Origin of the sequence: Proteus vulgaris (genome assembly GCF_016647575.1) — a bacterium.
Lineage (GTDB): Bacteria > Pseudomonadota > Gammaproteobacteria > Enterobacterales > Enterobacteriaceae > Proteus > Proteus mirabilis_B.
In genome coordinates this window covers 3,587,325-3,605,195 of sequence record NZ_CP032663.1, presented here as the reverse complement: position 1 = coordinate 3,605,195, position 17,871 = coordinate 3,587,325, and the positions used below count along the sequence as shown (strand labels likewise).

Genomic DNA, 17,871 nt, shown 5'->3' with positions numbered 1-17,871 from the left:
GTCGATTTTATGTTACGTTTTATAACGTTTCGTTTTCATTGTAACTAATTGATAATTATATCTATCGTCTTGTATGTAATAGGGTTGTTATATTCCGTCTTTCAATATTGTTGATCTTGGTGGCAATATTGAACGTTAAATACCATTATCTTTATTATGTTCAATATTGTTGATCGATGTAGCAATATTGAAAGTTGTTCACTTCAATTAAAACTAATTTCAATATTGGTGATATGTTTAGCAATATTGAAACCTATCCATTCTTTATTTAGTAATGTTCAATATTGGTGACCTAGGTTTAATTTTTTAATCTCTTAATTGTGTTAATTCTATATTACATTGCCAGAGCAAATGACATTGTTTATTAATTTCAGGAGATGTAATGAATATTATTACATGTTACAAGAGTGTTCCCGACGAGCAGGATATTACGGTAAATAGCGCAGATAGTTCGCTGGATTTTTCTCGTGCTAACACCAAAATCAGCCAATATGATTTAAATGCGATTGAAGCTGCTAATCAGCTTAAGACTCAACTTGATGGCATTCAAATCACGGCAATGAGTGTTGGTGGTAAAGCACTGACAAACGCGAAAGCACGTAAAGACGTTCTTTCTCGTGGTGCTGACGAACTCGTGGTTGTGGTTGATGACCAACTTGAAGCCTCTTTACCTTACCAAACAGCGGTTGCGCTGGCGGCGGCTGCGACTAAAAAAGGTTACGACTTAATTCTTTGCGGTGATGGCTCTGCGGATCTTAGCTCACAACAAGTTAGCTTGCTGGTGGGTGAATTTTTAAATATTCCTGCAATCAATGGTATTAACAAAATTGTTTCTCTTTCTAATGACTCAATTACGGTTGAGCGTGAATTAGAAAATGAAATCGAAACACTGACTATTCCATTACCTGCTGTTATCGCGGTTTCTACCGACATTAACACACCTCAAATTCCTTCGATGAAAGCCATTCTTGGCGCTGCCAAGAAACCTGTTCAGCAATGGAGTGTTGCCGATCTTGGTTTGGATGCGATGACTGCGCGTTCAGAGCAAACAGTGGCAGCGCCGAAACAGAAAGTGCGTCAACGCATCATTATTGAAGGTGATGGCGATGATCAGATTGCTGAGTTGGCAGAACATTTACGTAAAATTCTTAAGTAATAGGGGGAGTTATGAGCCAATTTTCAACTGTTTGGGTATTTAGTGATGCACTTTCCCGTTTACCAGAATTAGTGGGTGGCGCTTCTTCATTAGGGCAATCTATCAATGTATTTACATTGAATGATGAACAAAGCGTTGCTGCTTTTAAATTAGGGGCAACAGAGGTTTTCCAATTAGAAGGTAAACCTGACGATCGCATTATCGAAGACTATGCACAGAGCATGGTTGAAACCATCAAACAAAAAGGTGATGCAGGTTTAGTGCTACTGCCTAATACACGTCGCGGAAAATTATTAGCTGCACGTTTAGGTCACCGTTTAGACGCGGTCGTTTCTAACGACGCGCAATCTTTAAAGGCAGATGGTGATGCATTAGTGGCAAAACACATGGTTTATGGTGGTCTTGCCTTTGGTGATGAAACGCTGAAAACCCCTTATTGTGTGGTAACTGCAAGCGTGGGTGCTTTTGATGTTGCACCAGAAACTGGTGCTACGGGTAATGCACAAAAAGTCGCATGGATTGCTCCAGCTCAAACCATCGTTCGCAATTCAGTTCAACCACGCGCAATCAATGCGGTTGATTTAGATAAAGCGCGCTTTGTTGTCAGCGTCGGTCGCGGTATTGGTAGCAAAGAGAATATCGCCATTGCAGAAGAGTTAGCGAAAGCCATTGGTGCTGAAATCGCTTGTTCTCGCCCTGTTGCTGAAAATGAGAAGTGGATGGAACACGAGCGTTATGTCGGTATTTCTAACCTGATGCTAAAACCTGAACTCTATTTAGCTGCCGGTATTTCAGGACAAATTCAACATATGGTCGGCGCTAATGGCGCACAAACCATAGTTGCTATTAATAAAGACAAAAATGCACCTATCTTCCAATTCGCTGACTACGGCATTGTCGGTGATTTAATGAAGATTTTACCTGCATTAACTCGTCAATTATCTAACTGATTTATTTAAGCAGGGAAGGAAACTTCTCTGCTGTTTATCGCAAATTCTGGAGATGTTATGTCCGATTCCGAAGATATTTTCGATGCCATTATTGTTGGCGCAGGATTAGCAGGATCTGTGGCTGCACTTGTTTTGGCAAGGGAAGGCGCACAAGTATTGCTAATAGAAAGAGGTAACTACGCTGGCGGGAAAAATGTAACCGGTGGTCGTATGTATGCACATACCCTTGAGCGCATCATTCCTGAGTTTGCGCAAGAAGCGCCTGTTGAACGAGTTATTACTCATGAAAAATTGTCATTTATGACCGAAACCGGCGCAATGACAATTGATTACCAAAATACAGAAGGAAAGAACCCAAAAACTGCCTCTTGGTCTGTATTACGTGGCGAGTTTGACCAATGGCTAATGGAACAAGCCGAAAACGCGGGGGCGCAATGTATTACGGGTATTCGTGTTGATAAGCTCGTTGAGCGTGATGGCAAGATTGTCGGCGTTGAGGCAGACGGTGATGTGTTAGAAGCCAAAGCGGTGATCCTCGCCGATGGTGTGAATTCCATCTTGGCTGAACAGTTAGGGATGACAAAACGTGTTGCCGCTGAAAATGTGGCGGTGGGTGTAAAAGAGATCATCGAACTGCCTGAAAATGTCATTAAAGATCGTTTTAACCTAAAAGATAACGAAGGTGCGGCTTGGTTATTCGCAGGTTCACCTACCGATGGACTAATGGGTGGCGGTTTCTTATATACCAATAAAACCACACTTTCTTTAGGTCTTGTCTGTGGACTTCACCATATTAAAGACGCGAAAAAATCAGTACCACAAATGCTGGAAGATTTTAAACAGCATCCCGTTGTTGCTCCGCTCATTGAAGGTGGAAAAATGGTGGAATATGGTGCACACGTTGTTCCTGAAGCTGGGTTGAGAATGCAAAACGAATTAGTACGTGATGGCGTATTGATTGCTGGTGATGCAGCAGGGATGTGTATGAACCTTGGTTTTACTATCCGTGGCATGGATTTAGCGATGGCATCAGGTGAAGCCGCAGCAAAAGCTGTGCTCTCTGCCATGGAGAAAAATGATTTTAGCAAGCAAACGCTAAATGAGTATCTCAAACATTTAGAAGATGGCCCGTTACGCGATATGAAAGCCTATCAGCGTATGCCTGATTTACTTGATAACCCTCGTATGTTCACCGCCTACCCTGAAATGGTAGTTGGTATCGCAAAAGATCTCTTCACCGTAACTGGCGAAGCGCCAGTACCAATGCGTAAAACCATGATGCGCCATACCAAAAAAGTGGGCTGGATGAATCTGATCAAAGATGGGATCAAAGGAGTAAAAGCAATATGAGTTCTCCCGTAAATGTCGATGTCAAATTAGGCATCAATAAATTTAATGTCGATGAGGAAAATCCACATATCGTCGTTAAAGAGCAGCCTGATATGCAGGTATTGGAAACTTTAGTCAAAGCATGTCCAGCAGGTCTTTATAAAAAACAAGAAGATGGCACCATCAGCTTTGACTATGCAGGGTGCTTAGAGTGTGGAACTTGTCGAATTCTTGGTTTAGATAGTGCGCTTGAAAAATGGGAATACCCACGCGGAACGTTTGGCGTGGAATATCGTTACGGATGATGTATCGCTACTTTTCTCCCAGTGCTGCTCCGGCCTGGGAGCTTTTCTTTTTTGCTTTATTTAGAAAAAATACCAGGACGCAGTCATGCAACCCAGAAACTTTGATGATATTCGCTTTACCTCTGTGCATCGTAGAGTGATGTTATGGGGGAGTGGTGGCCCTTTTCTTGATGGCTATGTATTAGTGATTATCGGCGTGGCGTTAGAGCAACTCACACCGTTATTACAGCTTGATACACAATGGATTGGTCTGCTTGGTGCGGCAACATTAGCAGGGCTGTTTATTGGTACGTCACTCTTTGGTTATATTTGTGACAAAGTCGGTCGTCGCAAAATGTTCCTTGTGGATATTGTGGCTATTGCCATTATTTCTATTGCGACGATGTTTGTTTCCACGCCAGTGGGCTTGTTGGTGATGCGATTCCTTATTGGGATTGTAATTGGTGCCGATTATCCAATTGCAACCTCGATGATCACTGAGTTTTCCAATAAAAAACAACGCGCTTTTGCCGTCGGTTTTATTGCTGCAATGTGGTATATCGGGGCGACTTGCGCCAACTTAGTCGGTTATCTTTTATATGATGTTGCAGATGGCTGGCGTTGGATGTTGGGCAGTGCCTTTATCCCTTGTGTCATTATTTTAATTGGTCGTTTTGATTTACCTGAATCACCGCTTTGGCTAATACGCAAAGGGCGTATTAAAGAGTGTAATGAGATGATGGTAAAACTCTTTGGTGAACCCGTAGTATTTGAAGCGGAAGATGCTAAAACAACACGTTTTATTGAGCTATTTAATAAACGTCACTTCTCTTTTGTTCTCTTTGTTGCGGTTATTTGGACTTGCCAAGTTATCCCGATGTTTGCCATTTATACCTTTGGACCACAAATTGTCGGTTTATTAGGATGGGATGCGGGAAGAAGTGCGGCATTGGGGAATGTGGTTATTAGCTTGTTCTTTATGTTTGGGTGTATTCCCGCCATGTTCTGGTTAAATCAAACAGGGCGACGTCCACTATTGATTGGTAGTTTTGGCATGATGACATTGGCATTATTAGTGCTAGGTGTCTTCCCTGATTTACCTATTTTATTTGTCATCTTAGCGTTTGCGACTTACGCATTCTTTTCTGGTGGCCCCGGAATTTTACAATGGCTCTATCCTAACGAATTGTTTCCGACAGATATTCGGGCATCAGCAGTGGGCATTATCATGTCAATAAGCCGTATTGGTACGGTTATTTCAACGTGTGCTCTTCCTGCCTTTATCGCCACTTATGGTATTAACACCACGATGCTGGTGGGTGCTGCGATCTCCTTATTCGGAATGATAGTTTCTGTCTTGTTTGCACCAGAAACTAAAGGACTAACACTCAATCAAACCTCAACCATGCCAATGCGACGAGGAAAATAACCTCTTTAATCGATGATTAATAAAATAAGTTAAGTAATTTAAATTATTTTTTATTTAGATGTTATAAAATTTAATCGTTATTGTATTTATTTTTATATTGTTTTTATTTAAATAATTACATTAATATTTATTGATAAGATTTGTTTATATCTTAAAGTGAGGTGAGTGTGTTTATATTAAAAAGAGAGTGGTTTTATTATTTTATTTAAATAAAATGACTCTCCTTTTTCTTTATTAAAAATAACACCTTTATAACGCCTTAGTTTCAAATTTATCTCATTGTTATTAATTACTCTTCAATTACAAATTGTATTTAACTCACCAAATCTAGACCTCAATCACAAATCTCTCTCAGACTATTCAAATGACGAAAAACAGTTCGTTATTTACCAAGAATGAATAATTTCCCCTACCCAGAATAAGGTCATTACAGACGTAAACACCAGCAAAGAAGCGGTTGAGTAGGTATTTATGACCTTATTAGAAACGACAGTTAAAGAATGTCTAAACAATGTAGTAAAGCAACATGCTTTACAAATAGCCTTGATTGAAAATCAAAGTAAAACAACACTGACTTGGCAACAATTACAACAAGAAGTAGAAAGTGTTGCGCGTGGTTTTTTAGCCATTGGTTTAAAAAAAGGTGATCGTTTAGGTATTTGGTCTGCTAATAGTAAAGAGTGGATAATCTGTTTTCTTGCCGCTGCTCAAATTGGAGTTCCTGTTGTTTGTATTAATTTTCATTTTAAGAAAAGAGAGTTATTAGATTTATGTCGATTAACTGGAATTAAAGCACTGTGTTTTTCAGATGGTTTTAAAAGTAATCATTTTATTGAAGTTATTAATTGCCTTTCTAAAAAAGCATCTGAAAATAAAGATGTATTACCTCAGTTATTTATTAGCATGGGAAATGAACATGCAGAAAAAAGTGTTTCTTTATCTCAATTAAAAGAAGTTAGCCAAAAAATATCAGATAAAGAATATCAACATGCGGTTGCACAAGTCAGTGTAAAAGATTTACTGACAATTCAAATGACCTCTGGCAGTACTGCAATGCCTAAAGGTGTCATGCTAAGCCAATATAATGTCATTAATAATGCAATGCTGTCAGCACAGCGCTTAGGTGTTACGCATGACGATGTGATTTGTCTTGCAGTGCCTCTGTTCCACTGTTTTGGGCTTTCTTCCTGCCTCTTTTTTGCATTAACAACCGGATGCCAATTAGTTCTTCTAGATAACTACTGTGCTGAAGATGTTTTAAAAGTGGTGCAAGACTATCGTTGTACAGTTATGCATGGCGTACCAACGATTTTTAGTCGCTTAATGAAGCATGAGCAGTTCTCTCACTACGATTTATCTAGCCTTGATAAAGGCATTATCGCAGGGGCGAGTTTTCCTCCTGCGTTAATCGATGACATCGAAAATATCCTCGGCATGAAAGGGATCACCGTCTCTTATGGCCAAACAGAAGCTTCACCTTGTTGCACTCAAACTCTCCCTAACGATGCTTTAGAGATCAAACGCAGCTCTATTGGTAAGCCTTTGCCTTTTGTCGAAATGAAAATTATCAATCCGAAAACAGGTAAGCCTGTACCAATGGGCACTTTAGGTGAAATTTGTACGCGTGGCTTCCATGTGATGATGGGTTATGACAATGCGCCAGACAAAACTAAAGAAGCGTTAGACGAAGAGGGTTGGTTACATACGGGAGATATCGGCTGTATCGATGAACAAGGAAATTATCACTATGCCTATCGCATGAAAGAGATTGTGGTGCGCGGTGGTGAAAATATCAGTCTTTGTGAAATAGAAGAAGCGATTGCTGAATATCCCGGTGTTGATGCGACAAAAGCATTTGGGGTTCCATCTGCTGACTTAGGCGAAGAAGTGATTGCCACTATTTGTGTGCAAAAAGGCCACAGCATTGACGAAAGTGAATTACGTGAATTTCTACAAGAGCGACTGGCTCGCTACAAAATCCCCAAAGAACTCCATTTCTTTACAGAATTTCCTCATACCCCTTGCGGAAAAATTGATGTGCAAGCTCTGAAATTGCAACTGGGTTATAGCGTTTCAATCAAGGATGAAAAAACCAAAGTAGCGGGTTAAGTGACAATGGATTTATCCACATTCTGACAACAGCAGTATGAAGTCTAAAAATAATTAGGAGAAGAAATGACAAGTCATAAAGCACTGGAAGGCGTCACCGTAGTTGAGTTGGCGACCTTTATCGCAGTACCTGCAGCAGGTCGTATTTTAGCTGATATGGGTGCGAACGTAATCAAAATCGAATCTCCAAGTGGCGATAACTTACGCTATACCGCACCAACAGAAGGTCGCCCATTAGATCAACATGAAAACACCAGTTTTGATTTAGAAAACGCCAATAAACGTGGAATTGTGTTAAATACGAAAACAGAAGCAGGGAAAAAAATCCTGTTTGAACTGTTAGAAAAAGCGGACATTTTCTTAACTAACTGGCGTCCCGGTGCAAGAGAGCGCGCAGGTTTAGATTATGAAACCTTAAAACAACGTTTTCCAAAATTAGTTTACGCCAGCGTGACCGGTTATGGTGATGAAGGTCCAGATAAAGATCTGCCCGGATTTGACTACACTGCCTTCTTTGCGCGTGGCGGTATTTTAGGATCACTGTACCAAAAAGGCACAGTACCTATGAACGTGATCCCAGGTCTTGGCGATCACCAGTGTGCATTAGGCTTGGTTTCAGGTGTGTTAGCCGCTTATATTCGCGCTAAAAATATCGGTCAAGGCGAGTATGTTTCAACCAACTTGTTACATACCTCTATTTATACCCAAGCTATCATGATCCAAGCGGCGCAATACCCAGATTATGGTCAGCCTTATCCAATCGACCGTCGCAATACCACCAGTCCATTTATTCTGGCTTATAAAACGAAAGATGATCGTTTTATTCAAGTCTGCATGCCTGTTTACGACGCTTATTATCCAACCTTTATTTCTTGTATTGGTCGTCCAGATTTAGCGGAAGACGCGCGTTATACACGTCTACAAGAAGTAGCGAAAAATAATCGCTCTCCTGAATTATATGACCTGATTTGGCAACAAGTTGAGCAAAAAACAGCGTCAGAGTGGGCAGATATTTTCACCAAAAACGATATCCCATTCAGCATTGCACAAACTTGGGAAGAAGTGTTGGAAGACAAACAAGCTTGGGCAATCAACACCTTCTACAACATGAAATACAAAAATGGCAGTGAAAAAGCCTTAGTTCGTCCACCAATTGATTTCTTAGAGAGTGGTTTACCTGAATACCGCCGTGGTCCTTTGTTAGGTGAAGACACACCGTCTGTATTAGCTGAATTAGGGTATAGCGCTGAAGAGATAGCAAACCTTGAAGCCAATAAAGACGTGATGACGTGGAAAGAATAATCCACTTACTTTTTTAATTTTCAGGAGAGCAAAGGCATGCAACAAGACATTTTCACAATGGGCGTTGATATCGGATCGTCTGCATCAAAATGCATCATCATGAAAAATGGTGACGCTATTGTCGCGAAGTCATTGGCATCTGTCGGTGCTGGGACATCTGGCCCTGAAAAAGCGATCAATGAAGTCTTGCGCCAATTTGGTGGCGATCTCAGTCAGATCAGCTGGATCTGCGCAACAGGATATGGCCGTAATTCGCTGAAAGAAGCCAACAAAGAAGTGAGCGAACTTAGCTGTCATGCGAAAGGCGCACACTTTCTTTTTCCGGGCGTGAAAACAGTGATTGATATCGGTGGTCAAGACGTTAAAGCACTTCATATGGATGGTGCAGGACGTTTATTAAACTTTGTGATGAATGACAAGTGCGCTGCTGGTACAGGACGCTTTCTCGATGTGATGTCGCGAGTATTAGAAACCAAAATTTCTGATCTCGCTCAAGAGGGTGCTAAGTCCACTAAAAAAGTCACGATTAGCTCAACCTGTACCGTGTTCTCTGAATCGGAAGTTATCTCCCATCTCGCAAATAACGAAACAATACCCGACGTGATTAATGGTATTCACTGCTCTGTGGCTAGCCGTATTGCTGGCCTTGCAAAACGGGTTGGTGTTGAAGCACCTGTTGTTATGACAGGCGGTGTTGCCAGCAATTTTGAAGTTGTTCGTTATGTTAGCGAAGAGTTGAACGCCTCTATCGCCACCTCTCCATTATCACAATACAACGGGGCGATAGGTGCCGCCATTTATGCCTTTGAAGCGTACCGCCATCAACTGGAAGACGATGCGTTAACAATAGGAACATCAAAATGAGCAATGTAGATATGAATGCGCCGGATTATATTCCTGCGAAAAAACGACTGCAAAAAATCGCTGCTGATGCTTATCAGCGTGCGTGGGATGCGAAAAATAGCGGTGAAAAAATAGGGTGGTGTGCCTCTAACTTCCCTCAAGAAATCGCTGAAACATTAGGTTTATGTGTGGTTTACCCTGAAAACCAAGCTGCTGCAATTGCAGCGAAAGGTGCAGGTTTAAAAATGTGTGAACACGCAGAAAGCATGGGATATTCCAACGACATCTGTGCTTATGCTCGCATCAGCCTCTCTTACATGGATATTAAACAGTGTGAAGAGATGGATATGCCACAGCCAGACTTCTTACTGTGCTGTAACAATATCTGTAACTGCATGATCAAATGGTATGAAAATATCGCTTATGAGCTGAATATCCCGATGATCCTTATCGATATTCCTTATAAAAATGACTATGACACTGATGATGTCACGGTGAAATACGTTCAAGCTCAATTTGATGATGCGATTAAACAACTCGAAAGAGTCACTGGCAAAGTCTTCTCCGAAGAGAAATTCAAGGAAGTTTGTGAGATCTCACAACGCACAGGGCGCGCATGGTTAAAAGCGGCAGAATATTGCCAATATGAACCGTCTCCAATGAATGGTTTTGATCTCTTTAATCACATGGCTGTTGCGGTTTGTGCTCGCGGTAAATTAGAAGCTGCACTGGCTTTTGAGCAACTGTGTGAAGAGATGGAACAAAACATCAAAGAGAAAAAATCGACTTATCGCGGTGAAGAAAAATACCGTGTTCTCTTTGAAGGTATTGCCTGCTGGCCTTACTTACGTGCCACATCGACCCCGTTAAAAGAGCAGGGTATCAACGTTACCGCTACTGTTTATGCCACCGCGTTTGGTGTGATTTATCAAAATAGCGACGAGATGATGCGCGCTTACTCTTACGTTCCTAACTGTGTCTCTGTTGAGCGTGCGGCGGATATGCGTATTGATGTCAGTCGTCAGAATAAAGTGGACGGCGCGATTATTCACGTTAACCGCAGTTGTAAGCTCTGGAGTGGCATTATGCCTGAAATTGAGCGCCGTATTCGTCATGAACTTAAGATCCCAACAGTGACTTTTGATGGCGACCAAGCTGATCCTCGTGTTTTCTCTGAAGCGCAGTATGTCACCCGTGTTGAAGCATTGACTGAAATTATGGCTGCTAACAAAGCAGAAATGAAAAAGGGAGACATCTAATGAAAACATTAACGGAGTTGTTTGATGAGTTGCAAGCCGTGGTGGATAACCCTGTTGCTCAATTAGATGGTTTTATTCGCAGTGGCAAAAAGGTTATTGGCTGTTTTCCTGAATATACCCCGAATGAAATTGTCTATGCGGCAGGTATGGTGCCTTTTGGTATTTGGGGTGCAGAAGGACGTGAGATCTCAGAAGCGAAGAAATATTTTCCTCCTTTCTATTGTGCGTTAGTGCTTTCTTCTCTTGAGATGGGATTGGATGGGGCATTAAACAAATTGTCTGCTGCCTTAATTCCTTCTTTGTGTGACACCTTAAAATGCTTAGGACAAAACTGGAAAGCCGGTGTACCACAAGTTCCTTTTATTCAATTAGTCCATCCACAGAACCGTAAAACACCAGCAGGTATTGCATTCTTAACTGAACAATACAAAAAAATTGCACTGCAATTAGGGGAAATTTCCGGTCAAGCCGTGACAGATGAGGCACTAAAAAATGCTATTCATCTGTTTAATCAACGTCGTCGCGCATTACGTGAGTTTTCAGATATCGCGGCACTTCATCCAAATTTAGTCACACCACAACGCCGTAATACCGTGATCAAAAGTGGTTATTTTATGGATGTGGTTGAACATACCAAAGCCGTTGAAGCCATTGTTGCACAATGCAAAACCTTGTCTCCAGAACCTTGGAAAGGGCACAAGATTGTTGTAACAGGCATTATTGCGGATAGCCCTTCAATTCTACAAATTTTGGCTGATAACAAGATGGCGATTGTGGCAGATGAAGTTGCACATGAGTCTCGTCAATTCCGCCAAGATATCCCTGAAAATAAAGCACCTTATGAGGCGATGGCAGAGCAAATTGCTCAGCTTGAAGGGTGTTCACTTTTGTATGATCCAGAGAAAAAACGCGGTCGTTTAATTGCCGATATGGTGAAAAACACAGGCGCTGATGGTGTCGTCTATTTACTGACGAAGTTCTGTGATCCTGAAGAATTTGATGCCCCTATTGTGAAGAAATTCCTCGATAGAGAAGGCATTCCTTCCATCATCATCGAAATCGATCAGCAAACTAAAACATATGAACAGGCAAGAACGGCACTGCAAACTTTTGCAGATGTGCTCTCTGCTTAACAACGTTAATCAATAGTCACAAAAGACCTGTGTGGATAGCACAGGTCAATTGAACCCTAACACATATAAGTGGGGCAATCATGGGTATTATTTGTTTAATCATCGGGCTAGCGATATTAATGATTATGTGTATGAAAGGCATACATATCTTCATTTCTGTCTTTACCACCAGCCTGTTTCTTGCTGTGACTGCATGGCTTGTATCACCAGATATGCTTAATCCTGTCGATGCACTATTACAAGTGTATACCGGCGGATTAGGTGGTTATTTTGGCAGCTTCTTCTTCATTTTCGTACTCGGTGCGATTTTTGGCAAATTAACCGCTATCAGTGGCGCTGCTGATAGTGTTGCCTCTTTTATTATTGGCAAATTTGGCGAAAGGGCCGTTATTCCTTCATTAGTTGCGGCTTGTGCCATTTTAGCTTACGGCGGTGTTTCAGTGTTTGTTGCACTGTTTACCGTTTATTCCATGATGGTGAGTTTATTCCGCAAAGCGAATCTTCCTCGCAGACTTATTCCAGCTGTCTATTTTGCAGGTGCGGGTACGTTTGTGATGATAATGCCGGGCTCCCCTCAGATCCAAAACCTTATCCCAATGAAGTTCTTAGGTACGTCAGCAACAGCTGGTTTAGTCCCAGGTATGTTGACGGCACTGTTCCAAGTCACCTTAGTCATTATTTACCTCACTTGGTTATTTAAGCGTGTAAAAGCAAAAGGCGAAGGCTGGGTTGAAGATGAAAAAACAGCAAAAGCAGAGGAAGGTAAGAAAGATCGTCAATTACCTAATGTGCTAGTTGCATTACTCCCTATGCTTATTCTGCTTGTCGTGCTGAATATCCTGAAATGGGACCCTGCTATTGCACTGTTCTGCGCGATTATTGCCGCCTTAATTGTGTATTTACGCTATCTCGATTGGAAAAAACTCGTCCCTAATTTAGCTGCGGGAACGATGGAAGGGGTGACCTCCCTCTTTAACACGGCGGTTATTGTTGGGTTTGGTGCGTTAGTCATGACCTTACCTGCGTTCAAAGAATCATTTCAAGCGATTGCTCAATCGGGTCTTAATCCACTTGTTGTGACTGCAATTTCAGTCGGTGCCTTGGTGTTTATCAGTGGTTCAGGCTCTGGTGCGTTAAGTATTGCTATGCCAATGATTGCTGCAATGTTCCCTGCAACGGTGGTTGATCAAGGCTCCTTACACCGTGTAGCCACAATGGCATCTATGAGTACAACACCTCCATTTAACGGATTGATTATTACTGTCTTTAGCGTCTGTGGTGTCAGCCATAAAGAGGGATACGGTCCTGTGGGTACATTAACCCTCGCTATCCCACTGTTAGCAATGATGTTTATGTTGCTGCTGTACACCTTTTTACCTGCATCTATAGCGACGATGTAGAAATAACGTTAACCCATTAATGCGTGCGATAAGGCGACAAACGTGAAATCGCACGCCATAGAGATAACCATAAATATTCTCAGAGGAAAATAAACATGGATTTTCAGCTAACAGAAGAACAAGTCCTGATCCGCGATATGGTCAGAGAGTTTGTTGAAAACGATATTAAACCAATTGCGGGTGCAATTGATAAAGAGCACCGTTTTCCAAGTGAAAGCGTCGCCCCGATGGCTGAATTAGGACTCTTTGGTTTCAATATTGATGAGGCTTATGGTGGTACAGAAGCGGATGCAATTAGCTATGTATTAGCAACAGAAGAGATGGCAAAAGTCAGTGCCTCTCACGCGATGATCATGGGTTCACAATGCTCTTTAACTGGCCCAATTATTCAAAAATATGCTGATGAAGAAACTAAAGCCCGCATTTTACCGGGTGTAGTTTCGGGCGAAAAATTAGGGTGCTTCTGTTTGTCAGAACCTAGCGCGGGTTGTGATGCTGCGGCTCAAGAAACAACTGCTGTTCGCCAAGGTGATAACTATGTGATTAATGGCTCTAAATTGTGGATCACCGCAGCACCTCAAGGTGCGTTTTTTATCGTATTTGCCATGACGGATAAAAGTAAAGGTGTTAAAGGGATCACTGCATTCTTAGTTGAGCGTGATAACCCGGGTATCAGCATTGGTTTACCTGAAGACAAAATGGGCATGAACGGCTCTGAAACTTGCTCTGTGAGTTTTAGTGATTGTGTTGTTTCAGCCAGCGCCATGTTAGGCGAAGAAGGTAAAGGCTTTAATATCGCGATGGAAACCTTAGACGGTGGACGTTTAAGTTGTTCTGCGCTTGCATTAGGGATCGCACAAAGTGCATTAGATGCCACGATTGCTTACACCAAAGAGCGTATTCAATTTGGTAAGCCAATTGCGGCTAACCAAGGTATTCAATGGGTATTAGTGGATATGGCAACTCGTGTTGATTGCGCACGTATGCTGGTTTATCGCGCTGCCGCTGCCAAAATGGCGGGCCTTCCTTATACCCGTGAATCTGCTCAAGCCAAACTTTATGCAGCAGAGGCTGCCACTTATGTGACTCAAAAAGCCGTCCAATTACATGGCGGTATGGGTTACACCAAATCCTATCCTGTTGAACGTCTGATGCGTGAAGCAAAACTCACCGAAATTTTTGAAGGCACAAGTGAAGTGCAACGCATGGTTATCGCTAAGCATATTTTAGCGTAATGGGATTTGAGCTTATTAATTTGTTGCATTGTGCAAAACGGAGAATGTGAATTATGAAACTTATTGCCTGCTGTAAGGTTGTTCATGACGAACAAGACATCACAACACGGCCTGATCGTACACTCGCAACCGATAATGCGGGTTTAAAAATTAGTTTGTATGACTTGAATGCCATTGAAACCGCAGTAGAAATTGCCTCTACCCTTGGTGATAGCACCGTAACGGCATTAAGTGTGGGTACAAGTGCAATGGTTGAAAACGCGAAAATCAAAAAAGACATTTTATCGCGTGGTCCTGATGCATTAACGCTAGTTGCTGATGATGCGTGTAGCGCTCTTTATTCAACAGATACTGCCAATATTATTGCGCAAGCTGCAAAAAAAGTCGGTTTTGACTTATTAGTTTTTGGTGAGGGTTCTGGTGATTTATACGCTCAACAAACGGGTTTGGCGGTAGGTGAATATTTAGGTTTACCTTGTGTCAACGCAGTAAACAAAATTACCGTTGAAGGCGACAAAATCATAGTTGAACGTGATTTAGAAAATATCACTGAAGAACTTGAACTGACATTACCAGCGATTGTGTGTGTCACTTCGAGCATTAACACACCCAAACTCCCTTCAATGAAAGCCATTTTAGCAGCGAATAAAAAACCTGTTGAAAAGCTGGGTTTAGGAGATATCGGTGTTGATATTTCTGCTCTGACTGTTGTGCAAACACAAGTTTGTGCGCCAGAGCAATCTGATCGCCTTGGTATTATTTTAGAAGGTGATTCAGATGAAAATATTGCCACTTTTGCTGAACATTTACGCCAAGCGGTTAATCAATAAGGAGATTAAAAATGGCTAGTTTACTACCTACTACCTTTGTTTATGCCGAAAAAGCGGATGATTTAGCAAAGCTGATTGCATTGGCTCGTGGTCTTGGTGAAAAGGTTAATGTGCTGTTTATCGGTGATGATGAAAGCACGCGTGAATGTGTCAACTTAGGCGCTGACTGTGTTTATTGTTTCGCACCACAAGAAGGTGTGATTGCTGACGATTATGCCGCCTCTTTTGCCGCCATTATTAAAGAGGCGGGCGAGAATGCATTGGTTCTTCTTGCTTCATCAAAACGTGCAAAAGCCATTGCCGCTCGCCTTGGCGTGACGTTAAAAGCGGGTGTCGTCAGTGATGCATTAAGCCTTGCTATTGAAAACAATACCGTGATTGCAACACACCAAGTTTATGGTGGTTTAGCACATGCTAAAGCAGAAATTCGTTCACCTTATGCTATTGCCACTGTGGGCAGTGCGCTCGATGTGGAAGCAATCAAAGACGCACCCAATGCACCTGTGGTGCAAAGTGCCTTTATCGCCCCCGCACATACATTAAAAGTGTTAGCACGTAAGCCAAAACAAGGTAGTACTGTTGATTTAGGTAAAGCGCACTGTGTTGTTGGTGTTGGACGCGGTTTTGCTAAGGCAGATGATATTGCATTAGCGTCAGCATTAGCGAAAGCCCTTCAAGGTGAAGTAGGTTGTTCTCGTCCAATTGCTGAAGGTGAAGGCTGGATGGAACACGATCGCTACATTGGTGTTTCAGGCGTGACTTTAGGTGCGGACGTTTATGTTGCTGTCGGTATTTCAGGGCAAATCCAACATATGGTCGGTGTGGATAGAGCAAAAATCATTGTTGGTATCAACAAAGATAAAAATGCCCCAATTTTCAATATGGTGGATTACGGTATTGTTGGCGACCTCTACAAAGTGTTACCTGCATTAACCGCGAAGCTTGGCGGCTAATCACCGTAGGTCGCTTAGTGATAATTTGCTAAGCGACCACACATAATAAAAGGATAGGAAAGTATGTCAGACGATATTTTTGACGCCATTATTGTGGGTGGTGGACTTGCTGGTGGTACTGCTGCCTATGTATTAGCACAAGCAGGGTGTGATGTTTTAGTGGTAGAGCGAGGTAATTTCGCTGGCAGTAAAAATATGACAGGTGGGCGTTTGTACGCACATAGTCTTGAAAAAATCATTCCCAATTTTGCTCAAGAAGCCCCTGTTGAACGACTAGTGACGCGCGAAAAAATTTCCATGCTAACGGAAACCGATGGGGTCACTTTAGATTATCAACATACTCAGCAAGAAGAGGAAGCGGCACGCTCTTATACCGTATTGCGTTCTTCATTTGATCAATGGTTAATGGAAAAAGCAGAAGACGCTGGCGCACAAGTGATCACGGGTGTGCGTGTCGATGAAGTGTTGGTAAAAGATGGAAAGGTGTGTGGTGTAAAAGCGGGTGATGATGAAATTGAAGCTCACGTCGTTATTCTTGCTGATGGTGTTAACTCATTATTAGCAAAACAGTTAGGTATGACACAAAAAGTTAATCCTCACACTGTGGCTGTAGGGGTTAAAGAGTTATTGGAATTCACGCCACAACAAATGGAAGACCGATTTGGTTGTACTAATGATGAAGGCTTAGCTTGGCTTTTTGCTGGCGCACCATCAGGCGGATATTTAGGTGGCGGATTCTTATATACCAATAAAAACACCGTCTCTTTAGGCCTTGTTTTAGGGCTACATAATGTCGACAAATTCGAAAAAACGGTTCCTCAATTATTAGAAGATTTTAAACAACACCCTGTTGTTGCACCACTTATCAAAGACGGCAAATTATTAGAATATTCAGCGCATATGGTGCCAGAAGGTGGCATGAATATGGTGTCTGAATTAGTCAAAGATGGCGTATTAGTTGCGGGAGATGCTGCTGGATTTTGCCTTAACGTTGGCTATACCGTAAGAGGGATGGATTTAGCAATTGCCTCTGGTGAAGCAGCTGCAAAAGCAGTATTAATGGCGAAAGAGCAAAACAGCTATAGCCAAAAAGAATTAAGTTGCTATCAATCGTTATTAAATGACAGTTTCGTCATGAAAGATATGAAGTTATATAAAGACTTACCTTCTTTCCTCGATAATACAAGATTCTTTACGGATTACCCGCAAATGGCTGCCAATGTCATGCATGATTTATTCGTGATTAATGGCCCAGAAAAACCTGTGCGTAAGAAAATACTGTCTCAAGTTAAGAAAGTCGGTGTGATGAACTTAATTAAAGATGGATTTAAGGGGGTACGTTCTTTATGAGTCAAGTAAATGTAGACGTTAAATTAGGCGTCAATAAATTTAATGTGGATGAAGAAAATCCACATATCGTTTTAAAGGATGATATCGATCCTGCACAATTTGAAATCTTAATGAAAGCTTGCCCTGCAGGGTTATATAAAAAAGATGAAAAAGGACAATATCTTTTTGATTATGCAGGGTGTTTAGAGTGTGGTACTTGCCGTGTTTTATGTGGCGATACGATTTTAAAAAAATGGGAGTATCCGTGTGGCACATTAGGCATTGAGTTTCGTTACGGCTAATGAAATAAATTTTATCTCCCCTCTAGAA

At 41.7% G+C, this 17,871-nt stretch carries 16 protein-coding genes; all 16 read left to right on the top strand.

Annotation, left to right across the window (positions count from 1 at the left end; all coding sequences use genetic code 11):
• Positions 1-382: 382 nt before the first annotated feature.
• The 16 genes from D7029_RS16465 to D7029_RS16390 all read left to right on the top strand — a co-directional run bounded on the left by D7029_RS16465 (position 383) and on the right by D7029_RS16390 (position 17,843).
• The gene (locus tag D7029_RS16465; RefSeq protein WP_194951268.1) at positions 383-1,156 is read left to right on the top strand and encodes an electron transfer flavoprotein FixA; all 774 of its coding nucleotides are present in this window, start codon (positions 383-385) and stop codon (positions 1,154-1,156) included.
• Between the two features lie 11 nt (positions 1,157-1,167).
• Positions 1,168-2,106 (top strand): FAD-binding protein, encoded by a 939-nt coding sequence (locus D7029_RS16460; protein ID WP_088494515.1) that lies wholly within the window; start codon positions 1,168-1,170, stop codon positions 2,104-2,106.
• Between the two features lie 57 nt (positions 2,107-2,163).
• Positions 2,164-3,456, top strand: coding sequence for an FAD-dependent oxidoreductase FixC (gene fixC, locus D7029_RS16455; RefSeq protein WP_194951267.1), 1,293 nt, complete (start codon positions 2,164-2,166; stop codon positions 3,454-3,456).
• On the top strand, positions 3,453-3,740 hold the full coding sequence (gene fixX / locus D7029_RS16450; protein WP_023582978.1) for a ferredoxin-like protein FixX: 288 nt from the start codon (positions 3,453-3,455) through the stop codon (positions 3,738-3,740). The genes fixC and fixX overlap by 4 nt, the downstream gene beginning before the upstream one ends.
• An 85-nt stretch (positions 3,741-3,825) precedes the next feature.
• Positions 3,826-5,148 (top strand): MFS transporter, encoded by a 1,323-nt coding sequence (locus D7029_RS16445; RefSeq protein WP_088494517.1) that lies wholly within the window; start codon positions 3,826-3,828, stop codon positions 5,146-5,148.
• Between the two features lie 471 nt (positions 5,149-5,619).
• Positions 5,620-7,257, top strand: a complete 1,638-nt coding sequence (locus D7029_RS16440) for an AMP-binding protein (protein ID WP_194951266.1) — start codon at positions 5,620-5,622, stop codon at positions 7,255-7,257.
• A 66-nt stretch (positions 7,258-7,323) separates the two neighbouring features.
• Positions 7,324-8,559: a CaiB/BaiF CoA transferase family protein gene (locus tag D7029_RS16435; RefSeq protein ID WP_088494519.1), complete on the top strand. Its 1,236-nt coding sequence runs from the start codon at positions 7,324-7,326 to the stop codon at positions 8,557-8,559.
• A 36-nt stretch (positions 8,560-8,595) separates the two neighbouring features.
• Positions 8,596-9,423: an acyl-CoA dehydratase activase gene (locus D7029_RS16430; RefSeq protein WP_228766706.1), complete on the top strand. Its 828-nt coding sequence runs from the start codon at positions 8,596-8,598 to the stop codon at positions 9,421-9,423.
• The gene (locus D7029_RS16425) at positions 9,420-10,661 is read left to right on the top strand and encodes a 2-hydroxyacyl-CoA dehydratase subunit D (RefSeq protein WP_194951265.1); all 1,242 of its coding nucleotides are present in this window, start codon (positions 9,420-9,422) and stop codon (positions 10,659-10,661) included. Before D7029_RS16430 ends, D7029_RS16425 begins: the two co-directional genes overlap by 4 nt.
• Entirely contained in the window at positions 10,661-11,794 is a 1,134-nt protein-coding gene (locus tag D7029_RS16420; RefSeq protein ID WP_194951264.1) for a 2-hydroxyacyl-CoA dehydratase subunit D, read from the top strand. Before D7029_RS16425 ends, D7029_RS16420 begins: the two co-directional genes overlap by 1 nt.
• 80 nt (positions 11,795-11,874) lie before the next feature.
• Complete coding sequence (locus D7029_RS16415) at positions 11,875-13,194, top strand: GntP family permease (protein ID WP_072069069.1); 1,320 nt, start codon at positions 11,875-11,877, stop codon at positions 13,192-13,194.
• 95 nt (positions 13,195-13,289) lie between these two features.
• Complete coding sequence (locus D7029_RS16410; RefSeq protein WP_088494521.1) at positions 13,290-14,429, top strand: acyl-CoA dehydrogenase family protein; 1,140 nt, start codon at positions 13,290-13,292, stop codon at positions 14,427-14,429.
• A 53-nt stretch (positions 14,430-14,482) separates the two neighbouring features.
• Positions 14,483-15,259, top strand: coding sequence for a putative electron transfer flavoprotein FixA (gene fixA, locus D7029_RS16405; protein ID WP_088494522.1), 777 nt, complete (start codon positions 14,483-14,485; stop codon positions 15,257-15,259).
• An 11-nt stretch (positions 15,260-15,270) separates the two neighbouring features.
• Positions 15,271-16,212 carry an FAD-binding protein gene (locus tag D7029_RS16400; protein WP_194951263.1) on the top strand — a complete coding sequence of 314 codons (942 nt, stop codon included), beginning with the start codon at positions 15,271-15,273 and terminating at the stop codon, positions 16,210-16,212.
• 63 nt (positions 16,213-16,275) lie between these two features.
• Positions 16,276-17,562 carry an FAD-dependent oxidoreductase gene (locus D7029_RS16395; protein ID WP_088494524.1) on the top strand — a complete coding sequence of 429 codons (1,287 nt, stop codon included), beginning with the start codon at positions 16,276-16,278 and terminating at the stop codon, positions 17,560-17,562.
• Complete coding sequence (locus tag D7029_RS16390; RefSeq protein ID WP_075673872.1) at positions 17,559-17,843, top strand: ferredoxin family protein; 285 nt, start codon at positions 17,559-17,561, stop codon at positions 17,841-17,843. Before D7029_RS16395 ends, D7029_RS16390 begins: the two co-directional genes overlap by 4 nt.
• Positions 17,844-17,871 lie beyond the last annotated feature (28 nt).

Bases quoted from the DNA above. Each gene is read 5' to 3' on its own strand.
- D7029_RS16430 (WP_228766706.1), top strand. From the start codon at position 8,596: ATGCAACAAGACATTTTCACAATGGGCGTTGATATCGGATCGTCTGCA.
- fixC (WP_194951267.1), top strand. From the start codon at position 2,164: ATGTCCGATTCCGAAGATATTTTCGATGCCATTATTGTTGGCGCAGGA.
- D7029_RS16465 (WP_194951268.1), top strand. From the start codon at position 383: ATGAATATTATTACATGTTACAAGAGTGTTCCCGACGAGCAGGATATT.
- D7029_RS16460 (WP_088494515.1), top strand. From the start codon at position 1,168: ATGAGCCAATTTTCAACTGTTTGGGTATTTAGTGATGCACTTTCCCGT.
- fixX (WP_023582978.1), top strand. From the start codon at position 3,453: ATGAGTTCTCCCGTAAATGTCGATGTCAAATTAGGCATCAATAAATTT.
- D7029_RS16415 (WP_072069069.1), top strand. From the start codon at position 11,875: ATGGGTATTATTTGTTTAATCATCGGGCTAGCGATATTAATGATTATG.
- D7029_RS16410 (WP_088494521.1), top strand. From the start codon at position 13,290: ATGGATTTTCAGCTAACAGAAGAACAAGTCCTGATCCGCGATATGGTC.
- D7029_RS16440 (WP_194951266.1), top strand. From the start codon at position 5,620: ATGACCTTATTAGAAACGACAGTTAAAGAATGTCTAAACAATGTAGTA.
- D7029_RS16390 (WP_075673872.1), top strand. From the start codon at position 17,559: ATGAGTCAAGTAAATGTAGACGTTAAATTAGGCGTCAATAAATTTAAT.
- D7029_RS16420 (WP_194951264.1), top strand. From the start codon at position 10,661: ATGAAAACATTAACGGAGTTGTTTGATGAGTTGCAAGCCGTGGTGGAT.
- D7029_RS16435 (WP_088494519.1), top strand. From the start codon at position 7,324: ATGACAAGTCATAAAGCACTGGAAGGCGTCACCGTAGTTGAGTTGGCG.
- fixA (WP_088494522.1), top strand. From the start codon at position 14,483: ATGAAACTTATTGCCTGCTGTAAGGTTGTTCATGACGAACAAGACATC.
- D7029_RS16395 (WP_088494524.1), top strand. From the start codon at position 16,276: ATGTCAGACGATATTTTTGACGCCATTATTGTGGGTGGTGGACTTGCT.
- D7029_RS16425 (WP_194951265.1), top strand. From the start codon at position 9,420: ATGAGCAATGTAGATATGAATGCGCCGGATTATATTCCTGCGAAAAAA.
- D7029_RS16400 (WP_194951263.1), top strand. From the start codon at position 15,271: ATGGCTAGTTTACTACCTACTACCTTTGTTTATGCCGAAAAAGCGGAT.
- D7029_RS16445 (WP_088494517.1), top strand. From the start codon at position 3,826: ATGCAACCCAGAAACTTTGATGATATTCGCTTTACCTCTGTGCATCGT.